This is a genomic window from Paenarthrobacter sp. FR1 (genome assembly GCF_051106045.1).
Lineage (GTDB): Bacteria > Actinomycetota > Actinomycetes > Actinomycetales > Micrococcaceae > Arthrobacter > Arthrobacter nitroguajacolicus_A.
This window is the reverse complement of sequence record NZ_JBPFSF010000004.1, coordinates 269,960-295,804: the sequence shown is the minus strand read 5'-3', so window position 1 is coordinate 295,804 and position 25,845 is coordinate 269,960. Positions and strand designations below refer to the sequence as shown.

General features: G+C 63.5%; 30 protein-coding genes. 13 read left to right on the top strand and 17 right to left on the bottom strand.

Going from position 1 to position 25,845, the window contains the following annotated elements; translation table 11 throughout:
- Positions 1 to 13: 13 nt before the first annotated feature.
- Positions 14 to 793, top strand: coding sequence for an SDR family NAD(P)-dependent oxidoreductase (locus tag ACR30Z_RS10340; protein WP_434372467.1), 780 nt, complete (start codon positions 14 to 16; stop codon positions 791 to 793).
- On the opposite strand, the gene ACR30Z_RS10335 is transcribed toward ACR30Z_RS10340, so the two are convergent.
- Positions 790 to 1,344 carry a TOPRIM nucleotidyl transferase/hydrolase domain-containing protein gene (locus ACR30Z_RS10335; protein ID WP_434372465.1) on the bottom strand — a complete coding sequence of 185 codons (555 nt, stop codon included), beginning with the start codon at positions 1,342 to 1,344 and terminating at the stop codon, positions 790 to 792. The genes ACR30Z_RS10340 and ACR30Z_RS10335 overlap by 4 nt on opposite strands.
- A 14-nt stretch (positions 1,345 to 1,358) precedes the next feature.
- Positions 1,359 to 2,441, bottom strand: a complete 1,083-nt coding sequence (locus ACR30Z_RS10330) for an FUSC family protein (protein ID WP_434372570.1) — start codon at positions 2,439 to 2,441, stop codon at positions 1,359 to 1,361.
- A 144-nt stretch (positions 2,442 to 2,585) separates the two neighbouring features.
- Between ACR30Z_RS10330 and ACR30Z_RS10325 the strand changes: the two genes are divergently transcribed.
- Both ACR30Z_RS10325 and ACR30Z_RS10320 read left to right on the top strand, forming a co-directional pair.
- Entirely contained in the window at positions 2,586 to 3,056 is a 471-nt protein-coding gene (locus tag ACR30Z_RS10325) for an SRPBCC family protein (RefSeq protein ID WP_144652596.1), read from the top strand.
- Positions 3,053 to 3,568: a GNAT family N-acetyltransferase gene (locus tag ACR30Z_RS10320; protein WP_144652595.1), complete on the top strand. Its 516-nt coding sequence runs from the start codon at positions 3,053 to 3,055 to the stop codon at positions 3,566 to 3,568. Before ACR30Z_RS10325 ends, ACR30Z_RS10320 begins: the two co-directional genes overlap by 4 nt.
- On the opposite strand, the gene ACR30Z_RS10315 is transcribed toward ACR30Z_RS10320, so the two are convergent.
- Genes ACR30Z_RS10315 through ACR30Z_RS10305 form a run of 3 tightly spaced genes read right to left on the bottom strand, consistent with a single transcriptional unit; the run spans position 3,569 to position 5,578 of the window.
- Positions 3,569 to 3,970, bottom strand: a complete 402-nt coding sequence (locus ACR30Z_RS10315; RefSeq protein ID WP_144652594.1) for a VOC family protein — start codon at positions 3,968 to 3,970, stop codon at positions 3,569 to 3,571.
- A 9-nt stretch (positions 3,971 to 3,979) separates the two neighbouring features.
- Positions 3,980 to 4,603 (bottom strand): FMN-binding negative transcriptional regulator, encoded by a 624-nt coding sequence (locus ACR30Z_RS10310; protein WP_144652593.1) that lies wholly within the window; start codon positions 4,601 to 4,603, stop codon positions 3,980 to 3,982.
- Between the two features lie 42 nt (positions 4,604 to 4,645).
- A complete protein-coding gene (locus tag ACR30Z_RS10305) occupies positions 4,646 to 5,578 on the bottom strand; it encodes a DMT family transporter (RefSeq protein WP_144652592.1) in 933 nt (310 codons plus the stop codon).
- Here ACR30Z_RS10305 and ACR30Z_RS10300 point away from each other — a divergent pair.
- Positions 5,577 to 6,992 (top strand): PLP-dependent aminotransferase family protein, encoded by a 1,416-nt coding sequence (locus ACR30Z_RS10300; protein WP_144652591.1) that lies wholly within the window; start codon positions 5,577 to 5,579, stop codon positions 6,990 to 6,992. The two genes, ACR30Z_RS10305 and ACR30Z_RS10300, sit on opposite strands and share 2 nt — an antisense overlap.
- Positions 6,993 to 7,120: 128 nt before the next feature.
- Here the strand turns inward: ACR30Z_RS10300 and ACR30Z_RS10295 are convergent, their stop codons facing one another.
- Positions 7,121 to 8,752, bottom strand: a complete 1,632-nt coding sequence (locus tag ACR30Z_RS10295; RefSeq protein WP_144652590.1) for an MFS transporter — start codon at positions 8,750 to 8,752, stop codon at positions 7,121 to 7,123.
- A gap of 278 nt (positions 8,753 to 9,030) precedes the next feature.
- Positions 9,031 to 9,819 carry a putative protein N(5)-glutamine methyltransferase gene (locus ACR30Z_RS10290; protein WP_144652589.1) on the bottom strand — a complete coding sequence of 263 codons (789 nt, stop codon included), beginning with the start codon at positions 9,817 to 9,819 and terminating at the stop codon, positions 9,031 to 9,033.
- Between the two features lie 236 nt (positions 9,820 to 10,055).
- On the opposite strand from ACR30Z_RS10290, the gene ACR30Z_RS10285 reads away from it, so the two are divergent.
- Positions 10,056 to 10,289 carry a hypothetical protein gene (locus ACR30Z_RS10285; protein ID WP_144652588.1) on the top strand — a complete coding sequence of 78 codons (234 nt, stop codon included), beginning with the start codon at positions 10,056 to 10,058 and terminating at the stop codon, positions 10,287 to 10,289.
- Between the two features lie 88 nt (positions 10,290 to 10,377).
- Positions 10,378 to 10,638 carry a hypothetical protein gene (locus ACR30Z_RS10280; protein WP_144652587.1) on the top strand — a complete coding sequence of 87 codons (261 nt, stop codon included), beginning with the start codon at positions 10,378 to 10,380 and terminating at the stop codon, positions 10,636 to 10,638.
- Positions 10,639 to 10,717: 79 nt separating this feature from the next.
- On the opposite strand, the gene ACR30Z_RS10275 is transcribed toward ACR30Z_RS10280, so the two are convergent.
- A complete protein-coding gene (locus tag ACR30Z_RS10275) occupies positions 10,718 to 13,279 on the bottom strand; it encodes an ATP-dependent DNA ligase (protein ID WP_434372459.1) in 2,562 nt (853 codons plus the stop codon).
- Positions 13,280 to 13,317: 38 nt separating this feature from the next.
- On the opposite strand from ACR30Z_RS10275, the gene ACR30Z_RS10270 reads away from it, so the two are divergent.
- The gene (locus ACR30Z_RS10270; protein WP_434372457.1) at positions 13,318 to 14,184 is read left to right on the top strand and encodes a Ku protein; all 867 of its coding nucleotides are present in this window, start codon (positions 13,318 to 13,320) and stop codon (positions 14,182 to 14,184) included.
- A gap of 17 nt (positions 14,185 to 14,201) precedes the next feature.
- On the opposite strand, the gene ACR30Z_RS10265 is transcribed toward ACR30Z_RS10270, so the two are convergent.
- From ACR30Z_RS10265 to ACR30Z_RS10255, 3 genes are read right to left on the bottom strand one after another with little or no spacing between them, the layout of a single operon-like run.
- Positions 14,202 to 14,468, bottom strand: coding sequence for a DUF7218 family protein (locus ACR30Z_RS10265; protein WP_144652584.1), 267 nt, complete (start codon positions 14,466 to 14,468; stop codon positions 14,202 to 14,204).
- A gap of 24 nt (positions 14,469 to 14,492) precedes the next feature.
- Complete coding sequence (locus ACR30Z_RS10260; protein WP_434372455.1) at positions 14,493 to 15,206, bottom strand: DUF6766 family protein; 714 nt, start codon at positions 15,204 to 15,206, stop codon at positions 14,493 to 14,495.
- A gap of 3 nt (positions 15,207 to 15,209) precedes the next feature.
- Entirely contained in the window at positions 15,210 to 15,722 is a 513-nt protein-coding gene (locus tag ACR30Z_RS10255) for a DUF6328 family protein (protein ID WP_144652582.1), read from the bottom strand.
- Between the two features lie 116 nt (positions 15,723 to 15,838).
- Here ACR30Z_RS10255 and ACR30Z_RS10250 point away from each other — a divergent pair, with 116 nt between their 5' ends.
- Entirely contained in the window at positions 15,839 to 16,060 is a 222-nt protein-coding gene (locus ACR30Z_RS10250; protein WP_144652581.1) for a hypothetical protein, read from the top strand.
- Positions 16,061 to 16,114: 54 nt separating this feature from the next.
- Here ACR30Z_RS10250 and ACR30Z_RS10245 read toward each other — a convergent pair whose 3' ends face one another.
- The gene (locus ACR30Z_RS10245) at positions 16,115 to 16,285 is read right to left on the bottom strand and encodes a DUF4175 domain-containing protein (protein ID WP_143711595.1); all 171 of its coding nucleotides are present in this window, start codon (positions 16,283 to 16,285) and stop codon (positions 16,115 to 16,117) included.
- 307 nt (positions 16,286 to 16,592) lie between these two features.
- Between ACR30Z_RS10245 and ACR30Z_RS10240 the strand changes: the two genes are divergently transcribed.
- The 4 genes from ACR30Z_RS10240 to ACR30Z_RS10225 all read left to right on the top strand — a co-directional run bounded on the left by ACR30Z_RS10240 (position 16,593) and on the right by ACR30Z_RS10225 (position 19,312).
- On the top strand, positions 16,593 to 17,072 hold the full coding sequence (locus ACR30Z_RS10240; protein ID WP_014920468.1) for a Dps family protein: 480 nt from the start codon (positions 16,593 to 16,595) through the stop codon (positions 17,070 to 17,072).
- Positions 17,073 to 17,115: 43 nt separating this feature from the next.
- Complete coding sequence (locus ACR30Z_RS10235) at positions 17,116 to 18,075, top strand: DNA topoisomerase IB (RefSeq protein ID WP_144652580.1); 960 nt, start codon at positions 17,116 to 17,118, stop codon at positions 18,073 to 18,075.
- Between the two features lie 87 nt (positions 18,076 to 18,162).
- A complete protein-coding gene (locus ACR30Z_RS10230) occupies positions 18,163 to 18,720 on the top strand; it encodes a hypothetical protein (protein WP_434372451.1) in 558 nt (185 codons plus the stop codon).
- A gap of 4 nt (positions 18,721 to 18,724) precedes the next feature.
- Positions 18,725 to 19,312: a TetR/AcrR family transcriptional regulator gene (locus tag ACR30Z_RS10225; protein WP_144652578.1), complete on the top strand. Its 588-nt coding sequence runs from the start codon at positions 18,725 to 18,727 to the stop codon at positions 19,310 to 19,312.
- A gap of 81 nt (positions 19,313 to 19,393) precedes the next feature.
- On the opposite strand, the gene ACR30Z_RS10220 is transcribed toward ACR30Z_RS10225, so the two are convergent.
- From ACR30Z_RS10220 to ACR30Z_RS10200, 5 genes are all read right to left on the bottom strand, one after another.
- The gene (locus ACR30Z_RS10220; RefSeq protein WP_144652577.1) at positions 19,394 to 19,669 is read right to left on the bottom strand and encodes an HPr family phosphocarrier protein; all 276 of its coding nucleotides are present in this window, start codon (positions 19,667 to 19,669) and stop codon (positions 19,394 to 19,396) included.
- A gap of 70 nt (positions 19,670 to 19,739) precedes the next feature.
- Positions 19,740 to 21,788, bottom strand: a complete 2,049-nt coding sequence (locus ACR30Z_RS10215) for a PTS fructose transporter subunit IIABC (RefSeq protein ID WP_434372448.1) — start codon at positions 21,786 to 21,788, stop codon at positions 19,740 to 19,742.
- A complete protein-coding gene (locus ACR30Z_RS10210) occupies positions 21,785 to 22,777 on the bottom strand; it encodes a 1-phosphofructokinase family hexose kinase (protein WP_434372446.1) in 993 nt (330 codons plus the stop codon). The genes ACR30Z_RS10215 and ACR30Z_RS10210 overlap by 4 nt, the downstream gene beginning before the upstream one ends.
- Positions 22,774 to 23,565, bottom strand: coding sequence for a DeoR/GlpR family DNA-binding transcription regulator (locus ACR30Z_RS10205; RefSeq protein ID WP_144653323.1), 792 nt, complete (start codon positions 23,563 to 23,565; stop codon positions 22,774 to 22,776). Before ACR30Z_RS10205 ends, ACR30Z_RS10210 begins: the two co-directional genes overlap by 4 nt.
- A gap of 705 nt (positions 23,566 to 24,270) precedes the next feature.
- Positions 24,271 to 24,702: a hypothetical protein gene (locus ACR30Z_RS10200; RefSeq protein ID WP_144653325.1), complete on the bottom strand. Its 432-nt coding sequence runs from the start codon at positions 24,700 to 24,702 to the stop codon at positions 24,271 to 24,273.
- Positions 24,703 to 24,876: 174 nt separating this feature from the next.
- Here ACR30Z_RS10200 and ACR30Z_RS10195 point away from each other — a divergent pair, with 174 nt between their 5' ends.
- Positions 24,877 to 25,650: a GAF and ANTAR domain-containing protein gene (locus ACR30Z_RS10195; protein ID WP_144653326.1), complete on the top strand. Its 774-nt coding sequence runs from the start codon at positions 24,877 to 24,879 to the stop codon at positions 25,648 to 25,650.
- The last annotated feature ends 195 nt before the right edge of the window (positions 25,651 to 25,845 follow it).

Sequence of the window (25,845 nt, the reverse complement as noted above, 5' to 3'; positions counted from 1 at the left end):
CTAGTCTGGGCGCATGACCAATCGAGCCAATGAACTCACCGCACTTGTTACTGGAGCAACTGCCGGGCTCGGTGCCGAGTTCGCCCGCCAGCTCGCCGAGTCGGGACACCACCTGGTCCTGGTGGCAAGGGACGGGCAGCGGTTGAAGGAAAAAGCCGCGGAGCTTGAACGCGACTTCAGCATCTCGGCAGAGGTGCTGCCCGCGGACCTGACCACCGACGTCGGCGTTTCGGCTGTGGCGGACCGCCTCCGGGACGCAGCCAGGCCGGTGGACGTGCTGGTCAACAACGCCGGAGTGGGCCTACTGAAGTCGTTCGAGGACAACGAATTGGCCGAGGAACGCCGCCATTTGAGGCTGCACGTCCAAACGCCCATGGAACTGTGCCATGCCGCGCTGGAAGTGATGCTGCCCCGTGGCAAGGGCCGGATCATCAATGTAGCCAGTGTTGCCGCCTTCGCCAACCGGGGTACCTATTCCGCCGCCAAGGCATGGCAGGTGACGTTCAGCCGTTGGGCCAACACCACCTATGCCAAGTCCGGGGTGCTGGTCACCGCCGTCTGCCCGGGTTTCACCCACACCGAATTCCACGACCGCATGGGCATGGACAAATCGGTGGCCCCCCGCTTCCTGTGGCTCACCGCCGAGCGTGTGGTGCGGGAAGGCTTGGAGGACAACGCCGAGGGGAAGGGCGTTTCCATCCCCACCAAACGGTACAAAGTGGTCAGCTTCTTCGCTCGCGTTCTTCCGGCGAAACTGACCTCCGGCCCACCGCGCCGGCCGCTGGAGCCCTAACTCCCGTTCGTCAACGCGTCGACAAGCCGCGCGAGTGGATCCGGAGCTTGGCCCGGTGGCAGGGCTGCCACCAACAGGGGCGCGTAGCGGATCTTGTTCCCGCTGCGTCCACCAAAGAACCGGCGTAGTTGCGCCGGAACCGGCTGTCCTCGTTGCGAAGGCTGGCGCTGGAGCAGCCGGAACGACGCCAGCTCACCTTGGGCGTCGATGACACCAAGCACGGCATCAATGCCGAGGCAGCGGATGAGTTCGTCCTCAAGATCAGCACGGCAAACCTGGAATCCGAGTTCGTCCAAGGGGCCCGAGCCCAGTCCGGCCCGGCCCAGCGCGCGGGCAACGCCACGGGACTCGCCCTCGTCGCACAGTCCGAGGAGCCGGTGGTTTGCGCCCGCCGGACCGTAAATATCGAGGAAGCGGACGATGCTGGTGGCGCCTCCCATGGGCACTACCGACACATGCTCCGCTTGCAGGTCATGGCCGCAGCGAAGGGCGAGCGTCTCGACCGCCAGCCGGTCGCTCTCGCCTTCGACCAAGACAGTCGTCGCCTGCATTGAACCAGTATGTCTTAGGCGCCCTGATCTCCGGGAGCGCGCACCGGGGCGGACTGCATCCCGGCCGCTCGCGGTGCCCGCACCAACACCGCGACTGCGATGCCCACCACTGCACCAATGAACGTCTCAACAGCACGCTCCATCACCAGCACGCCAGGATCCATGGGAGCCGCAAGTTGCGCGATCAGCAGGATCACCGGCGTGAAGAACACCATGGCCCACCCGTAGTGCCGTGCCATGAACAGCTCGGTGGGGAACTGGCACAGGACCACCAGTACGGCAAGGACCACTGCGGTTTGGCCCGGGAAGTACTGCAGCGGTGACAACGGACTGGGGAAAAGTACGACGGCGACCACCGCCAACCCGAGGAACGTCCCCACGATGCGGTGGATCCCGCGGTGGACGCGGCTTGGCAGGTCGGCTCCGGCAAGGGGCACCGCGGCTGCGGCCATGGCCCAGTGCGGGTGGCCGCTGCCGCTCAGCACACCAACAGCTCCGGCCACACTCACGGCCAGGGAGTATCGCGCAGCATGGACCAGAGCGGCCTGGCGGAGGGGACCGCGGAGGACCGGAACGTCGCGGGCTGCCCCGGCCACCCACGTGCGGTGGCGGAACCAGCCCACAAAGCCAACCGCAAGGGAAAAGGCAGCCGAGGCCGCACCGATGAGTACCGCCGTCGCGAAGGGAACATCGGTGGGCACGGAAGCGCAGGCGCCCAACGCGAGGATGCCGAAGAACGGGCCGATCGGCTTGAGGCGCACGGCGTCGGCGTACAGGGATCCTGCGCCGGCGAACAGGGTGGCCACCAGCACCAGCCACCAGGAATGGATGTGGTTAACCGACAGGAACACGCCAATGGTCAGCCCACCCACCAGGATCAGCGCGGCTTGGGCTTGGTGCTTTATCCGGAGTTGGTGCGTTTCGTTGCGGCCGTACATTCCGGTCAAGGCTCCGAAGACGGCGTACATCATGAGGTCCGGACGGCCGATGAGAATGAGCAACAGACCAGGCACCGCGACGCTCAGGGCAACCCGGACGGCCGAAAGGCGATCGTTGTTGGCTGGACCAAGGCGGTGGAGTTCGCGGGCATGCGCCATAAGTGCGGGCACGGGGGAACACCACCAATCGTTCAGGGTTGTCCTAGAAAATTATCAGGACCGCGATACGGCCGCCATTAGCCCGGTCACAAGCCGTAGCGAGCTGGGGCACACGGAGCAGGAAAGGTCTGGGAAGATCGAGGTATGCCCGTCGCCTTCGTTTGCCGCACCCGCTCCTCCATGCCGCCGCGGGAGCTGTTCGATCTCTCGCGGAACATCGATGCCCACGTGGGCTCCATGACAAAGAGCCGGGAAAAGGCCATCGCCGGTGTCACCAGCGGCCTCATCTCTGAAGGCGAGACTGTTACGTGGCAGGCGTGGCACCTCGGAGCCAGGTTCCGCATGACCAGCCGCATCACGCGCATGGACGCTCCGGCGTCGTTCACTGATGAACAGGTGAAGGGCCCCTTCAAGTACCTCCGCCACACGCACGAGTTCCGGTCGGACGGCAGCGGGACCCTCATGGTGGACACTGTGGAGTTTGCTGCCCCCTTCGGCCCGTTGGGGCGGTTGGCTGAGAAGCTGATCCTGGCACGGTACCTGCAAAACCTGATCGAGAAGCGCAACGAGTTCCTGGTGGCTCAGGCTCCTCCAGCCCTGGACACCCGGCAATGATCAGGCTCGCGCATGCGGACGATCTGCTGATCCTGCAGGACATCGAGCGTGCCGCGGGCGAAGCCTTCAGGTCGTTGGGCATGGACTCCGTTGCCGACGACGAGCCCTTTTCAGTCGGGGAACTAAGCGCCTATGTGTCAGGTGGCCGGGCGTGGGTCTACGTGGACGGGCTCGATTACCCGGTGGCGTACTTGCTGGCGGACGTCGTTGACGGCAACGGGCATGTGGAGCAGGTCAGCGTCCATCCCGACTACGCACACCAAGGCCTGGGCCGCGAGCTGCTGCATGCCGCCCGTGTGTGGGCGCGTGGGCATGGGATGCAACGGCAGACCTTGAGCACGTTCAGGGACGTGCCGTGGAACGCTCCGTACTATCGTCGCCTTGGCTTCGAAGTGCTCGACGCCGGCACTTGGGGCCCTGAGCTGGCCCGCCTGATGGAGCACGAGGCTGAGTTGGGCCTGACCCGCTGGCCGCGCGTGGCCATGTGGCGTCCAGTTGTCCCGCCGAAGTAACTACTCGGCCACCAGCTCAACCTCGTAGCTGTCCGTGTTGACCAGGTACGCGGCGTAGTGGTCCGGGCCACCGGCGTGGGGGTACTTGGACTCGAACATCTCGTACCAGCCTGCGTCCGCGCCGAGTGCTCGGATCCGGTCCACGTTCTCCCGCGTCCCGGCGTGGAAGGCAACGTGGTTGACCCCCGGATCAGTGCGGCGGTGCGCAGTTCCAGTGATGGCGTCTGAACTTTCCACCACCACGTAGGTACCACCGAGCTTCCAGCTGCACCCCGTGGGCCAGTCCTGGAACGGCTCATAGCCAAGCTCGCCCAGCAGCCATCCCCATTCCTCCCGTGCCCGATCAAGGTGCGGCACCCAGATCTCAAGATGGCGGATGGACCCTACCGGAACGTCGCGCATGCGCCGAGTCTACGAGGTCCGCGCCCGTTCCACATCGGCTGCGCTCGCCGAGTCGCCCACGGCACGGAGCCCGGTGATGACGCCGTCAACATCCGCTGGAGCGCGGTTCTGGCTGAGTTTTGTCTTCGCCTCCACCCGGGAGATCAAGAGTTCGACGCCGACAATTGCCCTCAGCTGCCCGGCGATGAACCGCTCGGGTGCTTCATCGACGGTCCAAGGCCGCGGCATGTCGGCCTCATGCTGGTTGGACAGGCGCCGCACATGGTTGCCCAGCCACTCGGCGTCGTCGTGAATGACCAGCTCGCCGTATACGTGGGCCGTGGAGTAGTTCCAGGTGGGGACGACGCGTCCGTGCTCCGCTTTCGAGGCGTACCAGGAGGGCGAAATGTAGGCATCCGAACCCTGCACAATCATCAGGGCTTCACCGGTGACGGGCGAGGACCACTGCGTATTGTTGCGGGCCATGTGGGCATGCAGGGCTCCGTGTTCACCAATCGAGGGCTCGTAAACGAAGGGCAGCAGAGTGGCGAGCAATCCCTGGGGAGTCATGGTGACGAGGTTGGCGGCGCCGGACGTAGTGAGCAGCGCGTCTACGGCTTCATCGGAGGCGGCAAAGTGTGCGGGTGTGTACATGGGATTTCTTCCTCTCAGGTGCGTTCGGAACGGGCTGGTGCGTCAGGATTTCGACGGCGGGTTGAGCCTCACACGGACAGCGGCGCCTGCGCAGAGAATCACCGCCAAGCCACCCACCACGGTGGTCCATGTCATCGACTCGCCAAGCAGCAGGCCGGCCCATGCGATGGTCATGACGGGCTGGACCAGTTGGATCTGGCTGACCTGTGCCATGGGCCCGATGGCCAAACCCCGGTACCAGGCGAAGAAGCCGAGGAACATGCTCACCACGCCCAGGTAGGCGAAGGACAACCACTGGATGGGTGTTGCCGAAGGCATTCCCGAACCAAGCGAAACCGCGGTCAACAGGATCATCACGGGAGCCGCGACAATCAATGCCCAGGAGATGGTCTGCCACGCCCCCAGTTCCCGGGCCAGCAGCCCACCCTCCGCGTAGCCAAGGGCGGCAGCCAGGACAGCACCGAGCAACAGCAAGTCTGCCCAGTGGAGCGAACCGAAGCCGCCGGACTGGACCAGCGCAAACACCAAGGCGGCCACGACGCCCACAACGGTCAGGACCCAGAACAAGGGACGGGGGCTTTCCCGGCCTCGGATTACCGCTACCGTTGCCGTGGCTGCGGGCAGTAGTGCGATCACCACGGCACCGTGGCTCGCGGAGGTGCTGGTGAGGGCGAAGGTGGTGAGCAGCGGGAATCCGGCAACAATCCCACCTGCTACCACTGCCAAGCGGAACCACTGTCGGCCGCGGGGAAACCGTTGCCGGGTCAAGCCGAGGGCAAGCGCTGCAAGGATAGCGGCAACCACTGCCCGGCCGGCGCCGATGAACAATGGCGACATGCCCTCTACAGCCACCCGGGTGAGCGGCACGGTGAATGAGAAAGCGAAGACGCCCAGGAGCCCCCACCAGATACCGGTCGATGTCTTGGTGGATATCACTGGCCGCGAAAGCATAGTAGCGCTACTATTAGGACTCATGAATAACGATAGCAGTTCCCGGATCGTCTCGCGAGTAAAAGAATGGATCGCTGGAGCCGCTCCGGGGGCGAAACTGCCATCTACCCGCCAACTCGTGGCCGAATACCAAGCAAGCCCGGTCACGGTCCAAAAGGCGCTGAGGACCCTTACCGCACAGGGCCTGATCGAGAGTCGACCCGGTGTTGGTACCTTCGTCCGGGCTTATCGCACGGCCAGGCCGTCGGACTACGGCTGGCAGACGGCAGCCTTGCGGGCAGCCCAAGTTGCCCGACCACTTAACTCGGCTGCCATGCGCAGCGCCTCCAACGACCTCATCGCGTTCCATTCCGGCTATCCAGCCCGTGAGCTTCTGCCGGAAAGGCTGGTCCGCGCCGCACTGACACGCGCAGCCAGGGGAGATGCCGCCCTGTCACGACCGCCGGCGCAAGGCCTTCCGGAACTGCAATCCTGGTTCGCGCAGGAGCTCAGCACCTCAACGCCCGTTGGCGTCACGCCACCCCAGCCGAGCGACGTCGTCGTACTTCCCGGGAGCCAAAGCGGACTGAGCTCCATCTTCCGCGGGTTGGTGGGGCACGGACAGCCGCTGCTGGTGGAGTCGCCCAGTTACTGGGGCGCGCTGCTGGCCGCCGGCCAGGCGGGGGTGAATGTCATTCCTGTGCCCAGCGGCCCGGACGGCCCCGATCCGGACGAACTGGACAGGGCCTTCGAAGAATCCGGTGCGCGTCTCTTCTATGCGCAACCCAACTTCGCGAATCCGACGGGCGCCCAATGGTCTGCCGAGCGCGGCGAGGAAGTCCTCCGGATCGTCCAGCGCCACGGAGCCTTCCTTGTGGAGGACGACTGGGCGCACGACTTCGGCATCACCGCCCCATCGGTCCCGATTGCCGCCAAGGACGACTCCGGCCATGTGGTGTACATCCGCTCGCTGACCAAGAGCGTCTCCCCGTCCATCCGCGTCGCGGCGATCATCGCACGCGGTCCGGCCCGGGAACGGATCATGGGTGCGCAGGCCGCAGAATCGATGTACGTCAGCGGCCTGCTGCAGGCAGCAGCGCTCGACGTCGTCACACAGCCAGGGTGGCAAACGCACCTTCGCGGACTCAGCCACCAATTGCAGTCGCGACGCGACCTCCTGGTTACCAGCCTGCGCGAACACGTTCCGCAGGCGCACCTCAGCCACCTGCCCAAGGGTGGCTTGAACTTGTGGCTGCGGATGCCGGACGGGTTCGACGTGGAGCAACTCACCAGGGATTGCGAATCGGCCGGGGTGCTCATAGCTGCCGGAACGGAGTGGTTCCCGGCGGAACCCGAAGGCCCGTACATCAGGCTCAACTATGCCGGCCCCAACCCCGGCGCCTTCCCGGAAGGTGCGCGGATCATTGGCGAGGCAGTGCGATCCCTCATGGGGACTTAACGGCCGCAGCCACCACCATCAAGGAGAGCGCCTTGAGGGCGGTGGCTGCGGTTGGCGGCGAGGTGCCGCGAACTATCCGTGTCGCTTGCAGTAGTCGTTACTGCGCAGAAGTTGCAGGCAAAGAGTTCCTAAGCGGGGGTCAAGTCCTTGTTGCTCTTGCCGAACACGGCGTCATCAATGGGCTGGCCGTCGAACGGCATCTCGTCCAGGTTGATGAGCGGGTTGGTGTCCTGCGTGGCAACAAGCTCGCGTGCCTCAGCCTGGGTGTCCACGCTGGGCATGGAGCCCGGCAGCGGGCGCTGGGCGGATTCACGCAGGAAGTAGATGGCAATGGCGCCCACAATGGACGTGGCCATCAGGTAGTACGCCGGCATCATGTCATCGCCGGTGCCTTCGATGAGACCCTGCACGATGAACGGCGTGGTTCCGCCGAAGATCGCAACCGAGAAGTTGTAAGCGATGCCCATTCCGCCGTAACGGCTGGACGTCGGGAACAATGCCGGGAGGGCCGAAGCCAGGTTGGCGATGTAGAACGTCACCGGGAAAGCGATCAGTGCGAGACCGGCCAGTGTGGACCAGATTTCACCGATGCCGATCAGCAGGAAGGCCGGGACTGCGAAGACGATGGTGCTGCCTGCGCCGATCCACAGAACCGGACGGCGCCCGATGCGGTCGGACAACTTACCCGTCAGCGGGATGCATACGGCCATGATCACCAGGACCGGGATGGTCAGCAAGGTGCCGTGGACGGGATCGTAGCCCTTGGAGTCCGTGAGGTACGTGGGCATGTACGAGGTCAGTGCGTAACCAACGGTGTTGGCTGCGGCTGCCAGGATCATGGCCAGCACAATCTGGCGCCAGTAGGCCTTGATGATGCCGATGGGTCCCTTGGCGACGGCGGCATCCTGGGATGCGGCATCCTTGGCGGAAGCTTCCTGGGCGTCCAGGGTGGCCTGGAACTGGGGAGATTCCTCGATCTTGCTACGGAAGTACACCGCGATGAGGCCCAACGGGCCGGCGATCAGGAACGGAATCCTCCAACCCCATTCCTCCATGGCTGCCTGTCCCAGCGTGAGCTGCAGGACGGAAACCAGGGCTGCACCGAGGGCGAAGCCGATGTAGCTGCCCATATCAAGGAAGCTGGCGAAGTAACCGCGGCGCTTATCCGGGGCGTACTCGCTGACGAAGGTTGTGGCACCGGCGTACTCGCCACCGGTGGAGAAGCCCTGAATGAGCTTCAGAATCACCAGCAACGCGGCGGCCCAGATGCCGATCTGCGCGTAGCCGGGAAGGAGTCCGACGGCGAACGTACTTGCCGCCATCAGCATCAGGGTTGCTGCGAGCACCTTCTGGCGGCCTACCTTGTCGCCGAGCCAACCGAACACGACGCCGCCGAGGGGGCGCGCGATGAAGGTTGCGGCAAAGGTGCCCAGAAGGAAGAGTGTCTGAACGGACTTGTCTGCTTCTGGCAGGAAGACAGGGCCCATGGTGGTGATGAGGTAGCCGAAAACACCGACGTCGTACCATTCCATGGTGTTGCCGACGATGGTGCCGCCGAGTGCTTTGCGCAGCATCGGCTTGTTCACCACGTTGACGTCGGACTCTTTGAGCCGGCGCTTCGGGCGAAGCTTCGTTTTCTTGGCGTTCTTAACTGCGTTTGCTGCGTTCGTGGCGGCCGGGGTGTGGCCTGCCAATACCTGATTCCCGGTGGCGTTCCTTGCGCCATCCGGAGAGACGGTGTTGCTTTGGTCTGTGGGCATTTGGGCTTCTCCTAGGGAGGTCATTTGCTTGCGACTTCTGCTGCCCCGCTCTGGGCAGGGTTTCAATTTTACGCGTTTTGGACCGAAAACCCGAGTTGAGATCGTATTTTTGGGTCCTTTGAGGGTGCAAATTGCTTAGCTGTGTTGCATCTCATTGCCCGCTTTTGCCCCGCAATGACGCGGATGCTGACCTGTTTTGCCCCCTTAAAGCACGTTGTTACCAAATTGTTTAGCCAAGCCCACTTAACAGGGCCAAAACGGGGTCAAAAACTGATGGATTACCCGGTGCCGCGGATCGATCCGAGCACCACCGTGGCGTCCAGCGCCTCCTCCGAGACCACCCTCGCCAGGAGCCCGGCCACCGCCATGATGTCGGCGGTCTCCGGTGCCTGCGACTCCGAGGTTTCAATCAACAGCCACCCACCCGGCGCCAGCCACTGAGCCGCCCCCAGCGCAACCCGACGCTGAACGTCCAAACCGTCAACGCCGCCGTCGAGCGCCATCACCGGCTCATGCAGCCGCGCCTCCGGCGGCATCAACCCGATGGACCCTGTGGGTACATAGGGTGCGTTGGCGAGGAGGACGTCCACGCGCCCCCTGAGGTGGAGCGGCAGTGCCTCGTAAAGATCACCGTGATGGACACGACCCCCGCGGGGCTCAACGTTGCGGCGGGCGCACTGGACCGCGGCCGGATCGATGTCCGCAGCATGCAACTCGGCACTTCCCAGCAGTTCGCTAAGCGCCGCACCGATCGCTCCCGAACCACAGCAGAGATCGACGACGACGGCGCCTGGCTTGGCGAGTGTCGCTGCCAGTCGCACCAGGAACTCCGTGCGGCGCCTTGGAACGAAAACGCCCGGTTCCACCACCATGCGACTCCCGCAGAAGTCCACCCATCCCACAATGTGTTCGAGGGGTAGCCCATCGATTCGCCGGTCCACCATGCGGGCCAGCTCCTCTGGAGTCCGGGCGGCGTCCATCAGGATCCTGGCTTCGTCGTCGGCGAATACACAGCCGGCAGCTCGGAGGGTGGTGGCGATGGACATTCTCCGGGTCACGGTTGCCATGCTAGCCAAGGGGTTCACAAATCCGCTGGATCTTGGTTAGGGTATGACTCATGGGAACACTGATTTTTGAGTAGACCGGCGTGTGCCATTGAGCATGCTGCCCGTTTGACCTGACAAAAATCCACGCCTGTTGAGGCCATGCCTCCATGCCGTTCCCGTTGTCGACGCCTTTTTTCGCACCGCAAACGTCATGGGACAAGTGTCTCTTCAGGACTCACACCTTTAGGAGTCCACGTATGACTGCCAACCCTTCCAACAACAACACTCCGGAGAACACTGCGCCGGAGAGCACCTCCAAAGCTCCGGCTTCCGGTGGCATCAAGTCCAAACTGACTGACGCCCAGCGGGCGATGCTCGCCAGCAAATCCGGGGGCGGCGCTCCGGCCGGCTGGCAAAGCACGGGCAAGGGCCATAAGCCCACGTCCGCCAGCGGCAAGCAAGCCAAGACGGAGAAGAAGGTCCGCTGGTAAATCCTGGGTCCAGGTAAATCCTGCAGACAACGGTCTCCGGCGCACCTAGTATTGAAATCCCTTCGTTTCATTGCGGAAAGGAAGAACCATGACTGCCAACAACTCAGCAGAGAACATCAACCCCGAGGTAGCAAGCCACTTGGTGGAGTCCATGGGTATGGCTCCCATGCCCGAACCGGCCACCATTGCTGTTGCACTGGGAGCGGACCAGGGCAGGCAGTGGCCGGACGGTAGCGGCAAACGCCGCCACCTGAAGGAACGCGACCAAGCCCACGGCCGCATGGGCCAAGGAGCAGCTGTGACGGCGATCCACAGGACCAGCCGTCCACAAATGCCGCATTCCTCGTAGTCGCCTCGGCTAACGCAGCCAGCCCAACTGACTAGCACTTGTGGTTGTTTTGAGCGCTCAGAACAACCACTAATGCCAGTCAGTTGGGCTGGCTCACGTCCGCAGCGGACTTGTCCGGACGCCAACCACGCCAGACGGGATGCCTTAGCCGGCCAGGGCCGGTCCATTCGCCGAACGTCACCTCCGCCACAAGATCAGGGCTCACCCACGTGGCACCCGCAGCGTCCTCACGGGGGATATCGGCGAAAGGAGAGTCAGGCACAACCCGGGGCTCCAGTTCTTCCATGATGTCCCGCAGCTGCCAATCCTTGAATCCGCTGCCAACCCTGCCCACGTAATGCAGCTTGTCGCCCTCGGGGATGCCCAGCAGCAACGCGCCAAACGTCCCGCTCCGGGCACCCGCACCAGGCCGCCAACCACCCACCACCACTTCCTGGCTCCGCTCCAACTTCAGCTTGATCCAGGACCTGCTGCGCCGACCCGCCACATAACGGCTGTCGGCCTTCTTCGCCATCACGCCTTCCAGCCCAAGCTCGGCAGCGCTGGCCATGAGGTCCTCCACATCGTGGTCCAAGACTGCTGAAAGGTGAAGTGGGCATCCCGCGCGCAATCGCCCCGCGAACCCCGTCAGCCTCTCGCGGCGCTCGCTGAACGGCAGGCCACTCAGGTCCGCGCCGTCGTGGTGCAGGAGGTCGAACAACATGAGCTGCACCGGGACGGATGCCCGCGCACGCTCGATGTCCGCGGTTCTTACCAAGTTCATCCGGAGTTGCAGCCGCCCAAAGTCTGGCCGGGAGCCCTTGCCGAGTGCCACGATTTCGCCGTCGGCCACGAAGTCGCCCTCCGGCCAACAACTGCGGTCGGTGAGCTCGGGATAGGTAGCCGTGAGGTCGTTGCCGTTGCGGCTCATCAACCGGATCTTGCCCTCCGTGCCCGTGATGATTGCCCGGATGCCGTCCCACTTCAGCTCGTACAGCCAGTCGTCGCCGTGCAAGTCGGAGATCGATCCAGACGTGGCGAGCATGGGAGCGTAGTCGCGCATGGGCTGGGGTGAGGGCTCCAAGGGCGGGGGCTTGGCTGGGGCGGCCTTGGCAGTCCGCTTCCCACCCGGTTGCTCCTTCATCAGGTGAATGAGCCAGCGATCCCCGGTGTTGATCAGCGCAAAGCGTTTGGTGCCGCCCAGTCCACCTCCGGGCTCGCCCGTGAGCGTGGCGATCACTTCCTTGCCGTCGCGCCACTTCTCGCAGGTGAACTCGCCGCGGTCCCAGATGCTGATGGTCCCCGCACCGTACTCGCCCTTGGGAATGACTCCCGCGAAGTTCGCATAGTCCATGGGGTGGTCCTCGGTGTGCACGGCCAAATTGTTCCGGTCCGGCGTTTCCGGGACCCCTCGCGGCAGTGCCCAGGAAACCAGCACGCCCTCGTGCTCCAGCCGGAAGTCCAAGTGGTACCGGCGGGCGTGGTGCTCCTGGATCACGAAGATGCCGCCGGGTGGCGGAGGGTCACCCGGCTTCGGCTGGTCCGTGGACGATTTTCCGGACGGCGCTATGCCGGTTGTGGTGCCGGAAGCAGCCGACGACGACGGAAACGGCTCCGGGGTCTTGTCCGGATCGCGCATCCCGACGTACTTGGCGAGACGGTTCTCCACCGTCACCAGCCGCTCCCGGGAGGCGCCGCCGAGGCTGCCCGAACCGCCGCCGTCAGCGCCGCCGTCGTCGTCATCCGCATCCTCGCCGTGTGGCGGAAGGTGACGGTCGGAAATGGACGCGAAGTGGTCCTTTCCGGTGGCAACACGTTTCATCACCGCGGTGTAGTCGAGGTGGTCCAGTGATGGGGAACCGAGTTCCCGCCAGGTTCGGGGCGCGGCAACGGTAGGGAAGGCTCGGCCTCGCAGGGAGTACGGCACGATGGTGGTCTTGTTCCCGCTGTTCTGGCTCCAGTCCACCAGGACCTTGCCTTTGCGGAGGGATTTCTTCATGTCGCTGACCACCAGCTCCGGATGGTCGGACTCCAGGGCGCGGGCCAGTTCGTGTGCAAAGGCGGAAACCTGCTCGGATTTCAGGGTCCCATCCAGCCCTGTGTAAAGGTGGATGCCTTTACTGCCGCTGGTGACGGGGACCGGATCCATGCCCATGTCCTGCAGGATGGAGCGGGCCAGGGTGGCAACTTCGACGCACTCGGGGAGGCCCGCGCCGGGACCGGGATCGAGGTCCAGCACAAAACGGTCGGGCCTGAGGGGTTTCCCGGACGCGTCCACCTGCCACTGCGGAACGTGGATCTCCAGGGACGCGATCTGGGCCATCCACGTGAGCGTGGCCAGGTTGTTGACCATGGGGTAGTCGTTGGTGTGGTCAGAGTGGTGGATGGTGGCACGCGGTATCCACTTGGGTGCGGAGTCTTCCAGGTTCTTTTGGAAGAACACCTGGCCGGGGTGCTCAGCCGTGCCTACGCCGTTGACCCAGCGCTTGCGGGTGACGGGTCTGTTGGCCGCAGCAGGAATGAGGAACGGTGCCACTGCGGCGTAGTACTCCAGCACTTCGGCTTTGGTGGTGCCGGTTTCCGGGTAGATGATTTTGCCCAGGTTGGTGAGGGTGAGTTCGTGGCCTTCCACGTTCACCCGCTCCTGTTGCTTGCCTGCCACCTCTTCTCCTCTGCTGGCTTGTGCTGTTGACTGGGTGCATGAGGGCCATATGGAAGGGATCTATCGCGTTCGGTCTGGTCAACGTACCAGTGAAGCTCTACAGTGCCACGGAGGATCACGATATTGGCCTGCACCAAGTCCACAATAAGGACGGCGGGCGCATTCGGTACCAGCGTAAGTGCGAAATTTGCAGTGAAGTGGTGGCTTACGAGGATATCGACAAGGCCTACGAGGAAGAGGGCCGCACTGTGGTCCTGACTACGGCTGAATTGAAGTCCCTGCCGGAGGAGAACAGCCGAGAAATCGAGGTGGTGGAGTTTATCCCCGCCGAGCAGTTGGACCCCATCATGTACGAGCGCAGCTATTTCCTGGAGCCTGATTCCAAATCCCCCAAGGCCTACATGCTGCTGCGCCAGACGCTGGAGGACACGGACAGGATTGCCATTGTCCAGTACGCGCTGCGCCAGAAGACCCGGCTGGGGGCATTGCGCGTGCGCGGCGATGTGCTGCTGCTGCAGGCGCTCCTGTGGGGCGACGAAGTCCGTGAGGCCAAGTTCCCGTCCTTGGAGACGGACATCAAGATTTCAGACAAGGAACTCGAAATGTCCTCGGCCTTGGTGGAATCGATGGCGCATGATTTTGATCCCGACGAATACACCGACGACTACCAGGCGCAGTTGAAAACCCTCATCGAGGCCAAGCTGGAGAAGGGCGAGGCCTTGGACACGGAGGCCACGTTCGGCGTGGTCGAAGGCGAGGGCGAAGGCGGCGACGTCATCGACCTTATGGAAGCGCTCAAGCGCAGCCTCGACAAGAAGCGCGGCAAGGAAAAGGCGTCCGACGACGACGCTGCCGCCAGCAAAACTGCCAGCAAGCCTAAGGCGCGGGCCAAGAAAAAGGCGTGACCCGGCGTCGTGGATTGCTAGTGGTTTCGCAGCATGGAGATGAGTTCGGTTTTCTTCTTGCCCGAATAGCCCTTCAAACCAAGTTCCTTGGCGCGGGCTTTCAGTTTGTCCACGGTCCAATCGTCGTAATCCCCGGACTTTCCGCCTTTGCGGCCTACTTCTTTTCTTCCACGGGCAGCGGCGGCGTTTGAGATGCGGGCGGCCTTTTCCTTGGAGGCGCCGTCGTCGCGCAGTTCTTCATACAGTCCAGGGTCCTTGATGCTGGGGTTTTTCTTTTCCGGCAAGGTTCATCTTCCTTTCTTTGCTGGCTATGCGCCTGTCTCGTAATGCGGTTCGGCGACGGGTTTGGACTCCGGCGAACCCCGTTCCCGGAGGTAGACGGAGGCTCCCACCAGGACGGCTACGGCCAGGAATTCACTCTGCCAGTTCTGGAACGACTCGAACCAGAACTGGCCGGAGGCTACGTACTCCCAGGTCGAGACCTCCGGCAGGCCGTGGCTGAGTTGTTCTTCGTTAATGGCTGCTGTGCCACCGATGGCGTGCATGGTGAAGGACGCGAGGAACAGCAGGGCAAGGAGTCCCGACAGCGAATGTTCGTAGACCTTCAGGACCCATCCGCCACGCCTCACGGGCCAAGGAGTTTTGGCTGTCTTTTTGGCATCGCGCGGGTCTTCGTCCTGGGGAGCGTCCTTGTCAACCGGTTTGGACTCCGAGGAGCCTCGTTGGAAGAGGAACACCGTCAGGACCACGTACATGGCCATCTGCAGGAATTCCGATTCCCAGTTCTCAAAGACGGCTTCCACGAAGTGGCCCGTGGCCAGGTACTGCAGGATGCCCAGTGGTGGCCCGCCGTGGGTTTGCTGCTCCTCGCTGTAGCTGGCCGCACCGGAGATGATCATTCCGCCCAGGAACACAAGGAACAGGCCAACGTTCACCAGGAGGAGACCGTGGTCCTTGACCCAGTGGCGTTTCGGCTCGCTGTTCTTCCCGGCGGCTTGGTGGTCCTTGATGGGGCGCAGCATGGCTTACCCTTCCTTGGATTGTCCGTTGATCCGCACTGCCCGCCTTTGCAGCCACAGGGGCGTGCCTACCACCAGCAAGAGCAGGACCAGGACAATGAAACCGCCGGCCACGAGGCCCGCCGTCCTCCCGGCCGTAAAGTCGAAGACCAGCGTGGCTGAGCCTGTGATCAGCAACGCGACGCCACCGAGTGCCCACTTGGTGACAACATCAGCGCTGGATACGAGGGTGGTCTTGAGCCCGCGGCGGAAGAGTCGCCGGTGGACGCTGACCGGGAGCACAATGAGCACGGTAGTGAGGGCGGCCACCATCACGTTGAAGAGATACAAGTTCCGTTGCCAGTCGTCCAGGTTTTCGAATCGTTCCTGGAACGGCAGCGTCAACAGGAATCCGCCCAGAATCTGGACGCCCGTCTGAAGTACCCGCAACTCCTGGATCAGTTCCATCCAATTGCGGTCCATCCGCTCTTCAGTGGATTCGTTCCTGCCGATTCGTGGAGCCTGCTCCGGCTCGACCATTCACGCACCTCCGCTAGCGATTGGTGGACGCCGACGGTGCGCCGGACTACGGTCGGACTGTCAGCATTCCTCGAACTTTTGGTCGGGGCTTCAACGGATTTCCAAGGAGGAACAACATGAGCCAGGATGAGCACCGCGTGGACCCGGAGAGCGAGCCCGGCGGCTACGGTACGCCTACACCAGAGCAAGAAATGCCTGGTCAGGGTGACGAGCGCGAAACAGCTGAGCGGCCCGCGCAGGGAGTCCCTGAAGCGCCTGACGACGAGTTCCCCACGCCCAAGGATCCTGATGCGGCGCCGCCGCCCTCAGCTACAGGCAGCGCTGCGGACGGCGGCTGATCTCCGACACCGGAGGATTACCTCTGAGGGGTGGGGCGCCGGCTCTATCTCGCTTTATACCGTGTGTCCCCTGCGACCAGACATGAAGCTCAGCAGCCAGCCGATGGCTGCGATAACGAGGAGGATGACGCCTACCCACAGCAACCAGTTCAGGGCCTGCGAGAAACCGCCCACAAGAAGGAGAACAATTGCTACTACACCAGCAATGATCAGAAGCGTATTCATGGTCAGCACATTCCTTTCTGGGGGAATCTTTGGTGAATCGCAGATTCCCAACTATGCATTCCGATTTACTTCGATTTAGTTATGCCAGTACTTTGAGGCCGGCGAGGCCTCAAAGTGCCTTTGCCGTTATCACGCTCCGGCCTTCGCTCTGTTGCGAAGTTCGCCAGTCGTGAACACGGACACTCCTCATTGTACTACTAAGCACCCTTATGAAAGGCTTGTTGAAGTCGTCACTTGATGATTGGGCAGTTGCCGGGATATTCGGCGATACGTTATTTGCTCAAATGAACGTCCAAGAGAGGAACACATGAAAGCGTCACAGCAGCTTGCAGACAACCTTCAGATTGTCCTGACAGACCTTATCGAGCTTCAGCTTCAGGGGAAGCAGGCCCACTGGAACATCGTGGGGCCCAATTTCCGCGACCTTCACCTCCAGCTGGACGAGCTTGTCCTGGCCACCCGACAGTTCGCTGACGACACCGCCGAGCGCATGCGTGCCCTCCACGCCCTGCCTGACGGCCGGAGCGCAACCATCGCCAAGGGCACCCGTTTGGAGGAATTCCCCGCGGGCCTGGTCAACACCAAGAACGCCGTCAAGCTGGTCACCGACCGCGTGGAACGCGCTGTCCAGACCATGCGCGACGTCCATGACGAGGTGGATGAGGAAGATCCCACGACGGCGGACCTGCTGCACGCGTTTATCGCCCGCCTTGAGCAGCTGGTCTGGATGATCAACGCAGAGATCATGAACGCCGGTGCAGCCGTAACCGATCCGGACGAGGCTTAGCCGGTCACCGGGACTCCGCGGATCGAAAAAGGGCGAAGAAACTGTGCCCCGGCTGAAGCGAAGCGACCTAAATAAGCCCGGCATTGTCCGCCGCAAGGCAGGGAAGGGCTTCAGCTACCGCCACCCGGACGGAAGCCTGGTCAGCAAGGAGGATCGCCAGCGCATCAATGCGCTGGCGATCCCGCCTGCATGGACCGATGTATGGATCAGCCCATTCGAGCATGGGCACATCCTGGCCACCGGCGTGGATGCCGCAGGGCGGAGCCAATACATCTACCACCCCGGATGGCGGGAGCGGAAGGACACTGAGAAGTTCATTCGCGCGGCCAAACTGGGCTTGGTGCTGCCAACGGTTCGCCGCAACGTGACGGTCCATCTCCAGGACGCTGCAGACCCGCGGCAGCAGACCCTCGCCGCTGCAGTGCGCTTCATGGACCTCGGCGCGCTCCGCGTGGGTTCCGAGATCTACATGAAGCAGAACGGCTCCTATGGGCTCACCACCCTCCGCTGCCGCCACGCGCGCGTGGAGGGGCCGGACGTCTTCCTCAAGTTCCCCGGTAAAAGCGGCCAACTGTGGGACACCTCCATTCATGACCCCGCGTTGGCGGCCTTCCTCGAGCCCCTCGCGGAACGGCCGGGCAAGGAGCGGCTATTGGCTTACCAGGCCAATGGGACCTGGGTATCGGTGGATGCGTCCATGATCAACGAATACCTGCGCGGCATCGCAGGAGAGGCGTACACCTCCAAGGATTTCCGTACGTGGAAGGGGACGGCGGCAGCGGCCATGAGCCTCATCAAGTCAGGCCATAAGGGCACTCCCCGGCAGGCCATTGTGCGCGCCATCAAGGAGACCTCGGACCTCTTGGGCAATACGCCCTCGGTGGCGCGCTCGTCCTATGTGGATCCAAGGGTCATTGAAGGCTACCTGTCGGAAGAGCTTAGGGACGTCAAGCCAACGGAAGCGTCGATTGCTGCCTACTTGAACGGCGAAGCGCCGAAGTAGACCAGGTGCCTCGAGCCTGTCCCGGGAATTTTATGAGTACACTCGTACTAATAAGGATTGGCGGGGCATAGCTTCTGGGGGCCGTAAATGATTCTGTTCGCAATCGTGGTGTGTGAAGTTGCGTTCTGGGTGGCGATTCTTGCCGGGCTTGCGGCGCGGTATTTGTTGCGGCGCCCCCGTTTGGGTGGAGCTCTCCTGATCCTTGCCCCTGTGATCGATGCTGTCCTGCTTGCCTTGGTGGCCGTCGATCTGCTCGGTGGGGGAACTGCCTCATGGCAGCACGGGCTGGCGGCGATCTACATTGGCGTCTCCATCGCCTACGGCAAACGTATGGTGGCATGGGCCGATGCGCACTTCCAGCACCGATTCGCCGGCGGACCTGCACCGGAACGACTCACGGGAACCCGCTATACGGTCAAGTGCTGGCGGGATGTACTTCTCACAGCGCTGGCGGTGGTCATCGCCGCTGCGACCCTGGGGGCAATCATCCTCCTGGTCAACGACCCGGAACGAACCTCGGCCCTCGCGGGATTCTTTCGCATCCTGGGCATCATCTTCGCAATCGACTTCCTGTGGGCCGTGAGCTACACGATTTGGCCCAAGAAACCCGCCCGCGCCATGCCGGCTACAACCCCTTCGCGCTGAATCCATGCCGCGGAGAATCGACGCAGAGGCACGCACGGAAGCGATTGCGGAGGCGTCTTTACGCGTCCTGGAACGTGATGGGCTCGCGGGCCTGTCCGTGCGCGGGGTTGCAGCGGAAGCCGGCATTGCCGCTGCTTCGTTACGCCGTGCGTTTGCCACGCAGCATGCCCTTCGGGAGTACTGCCTGCAACTCATTGAGGACCGAGTCACTGCCAGGGTGGCCGCCCTCGAGCTGACCGGCCGGGCACTGGTTGATGAGCTGCTGCTGCAGTTGCTCCCTCTCGACAAGGAACGGCGCATGGAATTGGTGGCGCAAGTCCAGCTCGGGGTCCTTTCGCTGACCGACAGCGAGCTTCGCCCTGCTGCCATCAGGCTTAGCGACGCAGTCGATCGAGCATGTGGCGCTGCCATTCAGATCCTGACCGAAGCGGGTCAGTTCTCCAGGGGACGCGACCCCCAGTATGAAGCACAGCGGCTGCGCGCACTCTTGGACGGAATCGCGATGCATGGCCTGTGGAGCGGGGAACTGCCGGATGCGAGTCCGATGCTCAGCATGCTCGCACGCCACCTCGACGAGCTGGCCGGTCCGTAAGGACACGTAAAGAGCCTGGCGCCACCCATATTCGGGTGGCACCAGGCTCTTTCCGCGTCCCTAAGGAGTTTGCGTGTCCTGCTAGGCGTCGTGGTCCGTTTCGAGGATCTTCACCAGGCTGTCCAGGGCTGCGTCCGCGCCTTCACCTTCGGCGCGCAGCACCACAACGTCACCGTGTGCGGCACCCAGGCTCATGAGGGAAAGGATGCTGGCAGCGTCCATGGCGTCGTCGGCCGGCTCGCCCTGGCGGGCAATGGTGATGTCGAGATCAAGGTCGCCGGCGGCTTCGGCGAAGATAGCGGCCGGGCGGGCATGGAGGCCGACGCGGCTTGCGATGGTGGCTGTACGTTCTGGCATTGGTGCTCCTTTGTCGAGGGGTAGCTGTCGAGAGAAGTGGCTTGGTGGGATCGGTGGCTGTGTGGGAAGTCTAGACGCTGGCCGTGGCCGGAACGGGTTCCGCCTCAACCGGCTTCCGGACGGCCCAGCGCTTGAGAGCGATGACAGCCAGTGCGCTGACGACCATTCCAGCGACGATGGCGATCACGAACATCGCCAGATTCCCGATAGCGAAGAAGACGAAGAAACCGCCATGGGGAGCCTGTGAAGTGACTCCGGTGGCCATGCAGAGAGCACCGGTAAGAGCGCCACCCAGCATGCTGGCGGGAATCACGCGCAGCGGATCAGCCGCAGCGAACGGGATGGCCCCTTCGGAGATGAAGGACGCTCCCAGCAGCCAGGCTGCCTTGCCGTTTTCGCGCTCGTTGAGGGTGAAGACTTTCTTGTCCAGCGCGGTGGCCAGGGCCATCGCCAGAGGAGGAACCATGCCGGCAGCCATCACGGTGCCCATGATCATCCACGGAGCCTGGTTGTCTGCGCTGCCGGCACTCAGGCCGGCCACGGCGAAGGCGTAGGCCACTTTGTTGACCGGACCACCCAGGTCAAAGCACATCATGAGGCCGAGGATGATGCCGAGGACCACGGCGGATGCGCCGCTCATGCCCGTGAGCCAGGTGTTCAGTGCAACCGTGAGGCCGGCGATAGGGCCGCCAAGGACAAGGAACATCAGGCCGGACGCGAAGATCGAGGCCAGCAGCGGGATGATGACCACGGGCATCAGGCCACGGAGCCAGCGCGGTACCTGCCAGGTGCCAATGAGGTGCGCCATGTAACCGGCCAAGAGACCACCGACGATGCCGCCCAGGAAGCCGGCGCCCATGAAGCCGGAGACTGCACCGGCGACGAAGCCCGGAGCGATACCGGGGCGGTCGGCAATGGCGTAGGCAATGTAGCCCGCCAACGCCGGGACCAGGAAGCTCATGGACAGGGCGCCGATCTTGAACAGCACAGCGCCGAGATAGATTGTCAGGCCGCCCTCAGGCAGGTTGCCGAAGTTGTTCTCCAACACCACCTTGTCCGCGACTTCAGTGATGTCGTAACCACCCAGCAGGAAGCCGAGGGCGATCAGCAGGCCGCCACCCGCAACGAACGGAATCATGTAGCTGACACCGGTGAGGAGCGCGCGCTTCAGCTTCTGGCCGATGTGCTCGCCCTTTTCCTCCTCGGCACGCTCAGCCTGCTCTTCGGCACCGAAGTGCGGAACACGGCGTGCGCGGGGGTCGACGGCGGCAGCCAGGGCTTCCTCGACCATCTTGGTGGGCTCGTCGATGCCGCGCTTGACCGGAGCGTTGATGACCGGCTTGCCGGCGAAGCGCTCCTTGCCGCGAACGTCGACGTCGACGGCGAAGATCACGGCGTCGGCCGCAGCAATCACTGCCGGGTCCAGCGGCTTGGCGCCGGAGGAACCCTGGGTCTCAACCTGCAGGTCAACGCCCATTTCCTTGGCGGCGGCAACCAGCGAATCGGCCGCCATGTACGTGTGTGCGATGCCGGTAGGGCAGGCGGTCACTGCGACGATGCGCTTGGGTGCTGATGTGGACGCCGCTTCGCCGGCAACGGCGGGCGTACCCGCTTCGCGATGCCCAGCCACTCCGCGATCCCCGTTCCCGGCTTCGCTGGTGCTGGGAGCATCACCGATGGCGCCATCAACCAGTTCAACGATCTCTTCAGGGGAAGAAGCCGCACGCAGCGCTGCGGTGAAGTCCTTCTTGATCAGCGAACGTGCCAGCTTGGAGAGCAGCTTCAGGTGTTCCTGGTCCGCGCCGTCCGGGGCTGCGATGAAGAAGATGAGGTCGGCCGGGCCGTCCTTGGCGCCGAAGTCCACCTTGTGGGACAGTCGGGCCATGGCAAGGGCAGGCTCCGTGACGGCGGCCGAGCGGCAGTGCGGGATGGCAATGCCGCCGGGGACGCCGGTTGCGGTCTTCTGCTCGCGGGCGAAGGCGTCAGCGAAGAGCCCTTCAACCTCGGAAGCTCGGCCGGATGCGGCAACTTTGCCTGCCAGGACGCGGATGACATCGGCGGGGGAGTCGCCCAGGTTTTGGTCGAGGGTGACCAATTGGGGGGTGATCAGCTGGGTCACTGTGAATCCTTCTGGAGGGCCGTGATGGTGACGGCGTCGGGGGTTGTCTGGTGGACTGCCGGGACAGTGGAGCCCGGCAGCGAAGCAGCAGCGGCACCATGTGCCACGGCCTGACGGAGGCAGTCCTGTGCGGAACCGCCCTGGGTTGCGGCCAGCAGGTAGCCGGCAAGGGATGAATCCCCTGCGCCTACCGTGCTGACTGCCTTGATCGGCGGATGCGTGGCGAACCATGCTCCGTCCGCGGTCACCAGGACTGCGCCCTTGGACCCGAGTGTTGCGAGAACGGCGCCTACACCGCTGGCGACGACGGCGGCAGCGGCTTGGGCGGCTTTGGCCGGGTCCGCTTCCAACTCGTCAGCTGTGGAGACGTTGGCGAAACCGGCTGCGGCGGCAAGCTCTGCGAGCTCTTCCGCATTCGGCTTGAGGAGGTCGGGCTTTCCTGCGGCATCGCCCACCAAGGCTGCCGCAAGCGGAGCCCCGGAGGAGTCGATGGCGATGCCGGGGGTGGCACTTCCATCCGCGTTCGACCGGAGTCGACGCGCGATTGTGGCGTAGAAATCCGCGGGCACCCCTGGTGGGAGCGAGCCCGCGAGAACCACCCAGCTGGCGCCACGGGAGCGCTCCAGCAGCAGCCCGATCAGGGCTTCCTGCTGTTCGCCGCTCAGCTCCGGGCCGGGCTCGTTGATCTTGGTGGTGACGCCATCCGGTTCGGTGAGCGTCACATTGCTGCGCAGCGCCTGACCGATGGGCAGCGCCGCGAACGGTACACCGCCGTCGTGCAGTCCGGAAAGGACAGGGTCCGAGTCGGCGCCCGGCAGGACTGCCAACGTTTCGAGGCCGGAAGCGACGAGCGCGCGCGAAACGTTGACGCCCTTTCCGCCAGACTCCTGGTGGACGGCCACCGCGCGCTGAACTTCGCCGCGGGCCAAGGCTCCCGGGAGTTCCACCGTGCGGTCCAAGCTGGGGTTGGCGGTGAGGGTGACGATCATGCGATCACCACGTCGACGCCGGCTTCGGCCAAAGCCGCTGCGAGTTCCGCAGAGGGTTCGTTGTCAGTAATCAAGGTGTCAACATCCTTCAGGGTGGCGAACTGGACCAGTGTTTCGGCGTCCAGCTTGGACGAATCGGCCAGGGCCACCACGCGGCGGGCTGACTTGACGAAGGCCGCCTTCACGGCAGCTTCTTCGGGATCGGGGGTGCTGAGCCCGAAGACGGAGTGGATCCCGTTGGTTCCCACAAAGGCGATGTCCGGGCGGAGCCGGTAGGCGGCTTCCACCGTGGACTGTCCGACGGCGGCCTGGGTCAGTCCGCGGACGCGGCCACCAAGGATCTGGAGGGCGATTCCCTGGGTGGAGGAAAGCTTTCCGGCGATGGGAATGGCATGCGTGATCACCACGAGCTCGTCGTTGCCGTTCGCGGGCGGAGTCCGCTGGGCCAGCAGGTCCGCGAGGGTCTCGGTGGTGGAACCGGCGTCCAGGAGGATGCTGCCCGTGGTCAGCTCTGGGATCAGGGCGAGGGCGGCATGAGCGATGCGGAGCTTCTCCGACGGGCGCTGGACGGCGCGTTCCAGGATGCTCTCCTCGCGGGTACTCAGCCGGTCGGACGGGACCGCGCCGCCGTGTACTCGACGAAGGTTTCCGGAGACCTCAAGGGCCGCGAGGTCGCGGCGAATGGTTTCAGTGGTGATGCTGAAACGGTCGGCGAGGTCCGTGACGCTCACCCGTCCGCGCTCTGCGACGAGTGCGGAGATCAGTTGCTGGCGCTCTTCTGCGAACACTTACCCTCCATTGCGGTAAAGCCAAGTTTTCAGTGCAGCCACCTCCGTGACTGCTGTCACAACGATGTGGAATTGCTTGACTCTATCTTTGTTTATGTTGGTAAGTCAATAGAAACCAACACAAACAAAGATTTGGGCTCCTTCGAGATTCAGGGTTCCGGTGTCCGGGCGCAGCAAAAGGGCATGCCGCGCTCCCTGTAGCGCGACATGCCCTCGTTCGGATCCTGACTGGGGGATTTGCCAGGATCCGGTCTATTGGGTGGTGACTTGCTCCCTAAAGCGGGGGCGGTCCTGCTGGCCCCGGGGGTGGGGGCACCGTCGGGCCGGGAGTGGGATCCGGCACGGGTGGAGGCCCGGGCTCCGGCAGTGGAACGGGCTCGGGCGTTGGTCCTGGCTCCCGCGTGGGATCCGGATGCGAAGGGTCTGGCGGGAACTCGCTCATGGTCGTACTCTCCTCAAAAAGCCCTCGCGCTGAGGGCGCAGGTTCTTGGCCGTGCCGGCGGAGTATCGGCCGGAATCCCGGTCTGTGCCCGGATAGTCGATGGGCAGGTTGTCCGGATCGGGCGGGTCCGGGAGTTTGTGCTTGGTGGATGGTTTGCGCTCTGGAGCAGGCGTTTCATTCCTCTTTGAATCTGCGTGCATCGTTTCCCTTCCGGTAGTTCCAGCTACGTTGCTGTTATTGCCCTTCCAGGCAGTCTTCGCGCCCTAGTCGGGGATCTCCATGCGAAAACCGCATTGGCATCCGAGGATGCGGGTGTTGATATAGATCTCATAGAGCCGCTCACTGTCCCCGGGCCTCAACGCCAGGGGTGCCTGGATTCTCCGCAGCTCGCAGCTCTTGGTCTTCATGGGTTCTCCGCAATGGAGATACTGCCCGCCGAACTGGAGCACTCCTTGCGCAATCCCGGGGCGGTTCAGTACCACCGCCACCTTCTGGACGGAAGCAATCTGCCGGTAGGAGTACCTACAGGCGTGGCATTCGTAGGCAACGTCCACCATGTTGGGCGCGGGAGGGTAATGCGACTGGATGGAGTTAACCAGAAGGTGCTTGTCCGTATTGCAGCGCGAACACCACAACGGCTCGTCGGGTGGCTGATGCGCTTCGTCCGGAACGCGGGATGCGGGCTGGGCGGGCATGGGTGACCTCTGCATCGAAATGAGGGGCGCCCGTCTGCTTGAGCGAGAGAATCCCGGTCCAATGTTGCATGACCGTAGCTAGATTCTGCCCTGCCGGGTCCCCGGAAGGCAAGGATTTGCCTCCGGCCACCAAAAGGCTCAACACTTATGTCCCCGGCAACCCTAAACTAAGGCATGGACGAAATGAACGTTGACGTAGCGCTGCCTGAAGCTGCTCCGGCGCCCGACGATGTTTCCGTTCCGGAAAAGCTGCAGGACCTGGTCATTGACAGCGAAGACGTTGGCGGTTTCCTGCAAGAGCTGGCCGCTTTTTCCGCGGCCGCAGTTTCCGAGGCTGTTGGTCTTGACGTGCTTTGCGGCATCACCCTCAGCCGGCGTCGCCGCACGGCCACAGTGGCTGGAAGCACCCACGAGGCCAGGCTGATCGATGAAGTGCAGCAGGCCTACGGGGATGGTCCCTGCCTGGAGGCCATGCGGACCCATGCCACCGTGCACGTACCGGACACTTCCACCGAAGAGCGCTGGGCCGAATATTGTTCCGTCATTGCCGAGCGCGGCCACCTGTCAGCGCTCTGCGTTCCGTTGGAACTGGATGAAGGCGCCACGGCTGCCCTCAACTTCTTCGCTCCCCAGGCCCATGTCTACGACGCTGCCACCATTCGAAACTGTGAGCTCTATGCAAGCCAGGCAGAGCGCTCACTGCGGTTGGCTGTGAGGATCGGCGTGAAGCAGCAGCACGCCGACGACCTCCAGGATGCCATGCAGAACAGGACGGTCATCGACCTCGCCAGCGGAATCATCATGGGCCAGAACCGCTGCAGCCAGGATGAGGCGTTCCAGATCCTCAAGAAGGCTTCCAGCAGCCGAAACCAGAAACTTCGGGACGTGGCCGAGTCGCTGGTGAAGTCCGTGGCTGACAAGGCGCCCGTGGCGCACTTCGAACCCTGAGCTCCCTGGCGGAGCGTCCCAACGCGATTCCATGACTTGTGACGCCCGCCACTGGTGAACTACATTTTAGGTGGGTTAAGCAGATAGCCCTTGGAGCCTCATGACCTGGCGCCATCCCGGATGGTCCAAGAACTGCACCTTTAGCCGTGGCCCTCATCGGCCGGCTCGCCGCGTGCATGCATGCAGGCTCCTTGA

Excerpts from the sequence above, each read along its gene's own strand:
- ACR30Z_RS10305 (WP_144652592.1), bottom strand. The coding sequence starts at position 5,578 with ATGAGTCCTAATAGTAGCGCTACTATGCTTTCGCGGCCAGTGATATCC.
- ACR30Z_RS10200 (WP_144653325.1), bottom strand. The coding sequence starts at position 24,702 with ATGCCCGCCCAGCCCGCATCCCGCGTTCCGGACGAAGCGCATCAGCCA.
- ACR30Z_RS10225 (WP_144652578.1), top strand. The coding sequence starts at position 18,725 with ATGCCGCGGAGAATCGACGCAGAGGCACGCACGGAAGCGATTGCGGAG.
- ACR30Z_RS10280 (WP_144652587.1), top strand. The coding sequence starts at position 10,378 with ATGACTGCCAACAACTCAGCAGAGAACATCAACCCCGAGGTAGCAAGC.
- ACR30Z_RS10290 (WP_144652589.1), bottom strand. The coding sequence starts at position 9,819 with ATGGCAACCGTGACCCGGAGAATGTCCATCGCCACCACCCTCCGAGCT.
- ACR30Z_RS10220 (WP_144652577.1), bottom strand. The coding sequence starts at position 19,669 with ATGCCAGAACGTACAGCCACCATCGCAAGCCGCGTCGGCCTCCATGCC.
- ACR30Z_RS10255 (WP_144652582.1), bottom strand. The coding sequence starts at position 15,722 with ATGGTCGAGCCGGAGCAGGCTCCACGAATCGGCAGGAACGAATCCACT.
- ACR30Z_RS10230 (WP_434372451.1), top strand. The coding sequence starts at position 18,163 with ATGATTCTGTTCGCAATCGTGGTGTGTGAAGTTGCGTTCTGGGTGGCG.
- ACR30Z_RS10260 (WP_434372455.1), bottom strand. The coding sequence starts at position 15,206 with ATGCTGCGCCCCATCAAGGACCACCAAGCCGCCGGGAAGAACAGCGAG.
- ACR30Z_RS10250 (WP_144652581.1), top strand. The coding sequence starts at position 15,839 with ATGAGCCAGGATGAGCACCGCGTGGACCCGGAGAGCGAGCCCGGCGGC.
- ACR30Z_RS10210 (WP_434372446.1), bottom strand. The coding sequence starts at position 22,777 with ATGATCGTCACCCTCACCGCCAACCCCAGCTTGGACCGCACGGTGGAA.
- ACR30Z_RS10285 (WP_144652588.1), top strand. The coding sequence starts at position 10,056 with ATGACTGCCAACCCTTCCAACAACAACACTCCGGAGAACACTGCGCCG.
- ACR30Z_RS10295 (WP_144652590.1), bottom strand. The coding sequence starts at position 8,752 with ATGCCCACAGACCAAAGCAACACCGTCTCTCCGGATGGCGCAAGGAAC.
- ACR30Z_RS10325 (WP_144652596.1), top strand. The coding sequence starts at position 2,586 with ATGCCCGTCGCCTTCGTTTGCCGCACCCGCTCCTCCATGCCGCCGCGG.
- ACR30Z_RS10315 (WP_144652594.1), bottom strand. The coding sequence starts at position 3,970 with ATGCGCGACGTTCCGGTAGGGTCCATCCGCCATCTTGAGATCTGGGTG.
- ACR30Z_RS10335 (WP_434372465.1), bottom strand. The coding sequence starts at position 1,344 with ATGCAGGCGACGACTGTCTTGGTCGAAGGCGAGAGCGACCGGCTGGCG.
- ACR30Z_RS10300 (WP_144652591.1), top strand. The coding sequence starts at position 5,577 with ATGAATAACGATAGCAGTTCCCGGATCGTCTCGCGAGTAAAAGAATGG.
- ACR30Z_RS10320 (WP_144652595.1), top strand. The coding sequence starts at position 3,053 with ATGATCAGGCTCGCGCATGCGGACGATCTGCTGATCCTGCAGGACATC.
- ACR30Z_RS10330 (WP_434372570.1), bottom strand. The coding sequence starts at position 2,441 with ATGGCGCATGCCCGCGAACTCCACCGCCTTGGTCCAGCCAACAACGAT.
- ACR30Z_RS10340 (WP_434372467.1), top strand. The coding sequence starts at position 14 with ATGACCAATCGAGCCAATGAACTCACCGCACTTGTTACTGGAGCAACT.
- ACR30Z_RS10240 (WP_014920468.1), top strand. The coding sequence starts at position 16,593 with ATGAAAGCGTCACAGCAGCTTGCAGACAACCTTCAGATTGTCCTGACA.
- ACR30Z_RS10245 (WP_143711595.1), bottom strand. The coding sequence starts at position 16,285 with ATGAATACGCTTCTGATCATTGCTGGTGTAGTAGCAATTGTTCTCCTT.
- ACR30Z_RS10310 (WP_144652593.1), bottom strand. The coding sequence starts at position 4,603 with ATGTACACACCCGCACACTTTGCCGCCTCCGATGAAGCCGTAGACGCG.
- ACR30Z_RS10195 (WP_144653326.1), top strand. The coding sequence starts at position 24,877 with ATGGACGAAATGAACGTTGACGTAGCGCTGCCTGAAGCTGCTCCGGCG.
- ACR30Z_RS10270 (WP_434372457.1), top strand. The coding sequence starts at position 13,318 with ATGAGGGCCATATGGAAGGGATCTATCGCGTTCGGTCTGGTCAACGTA.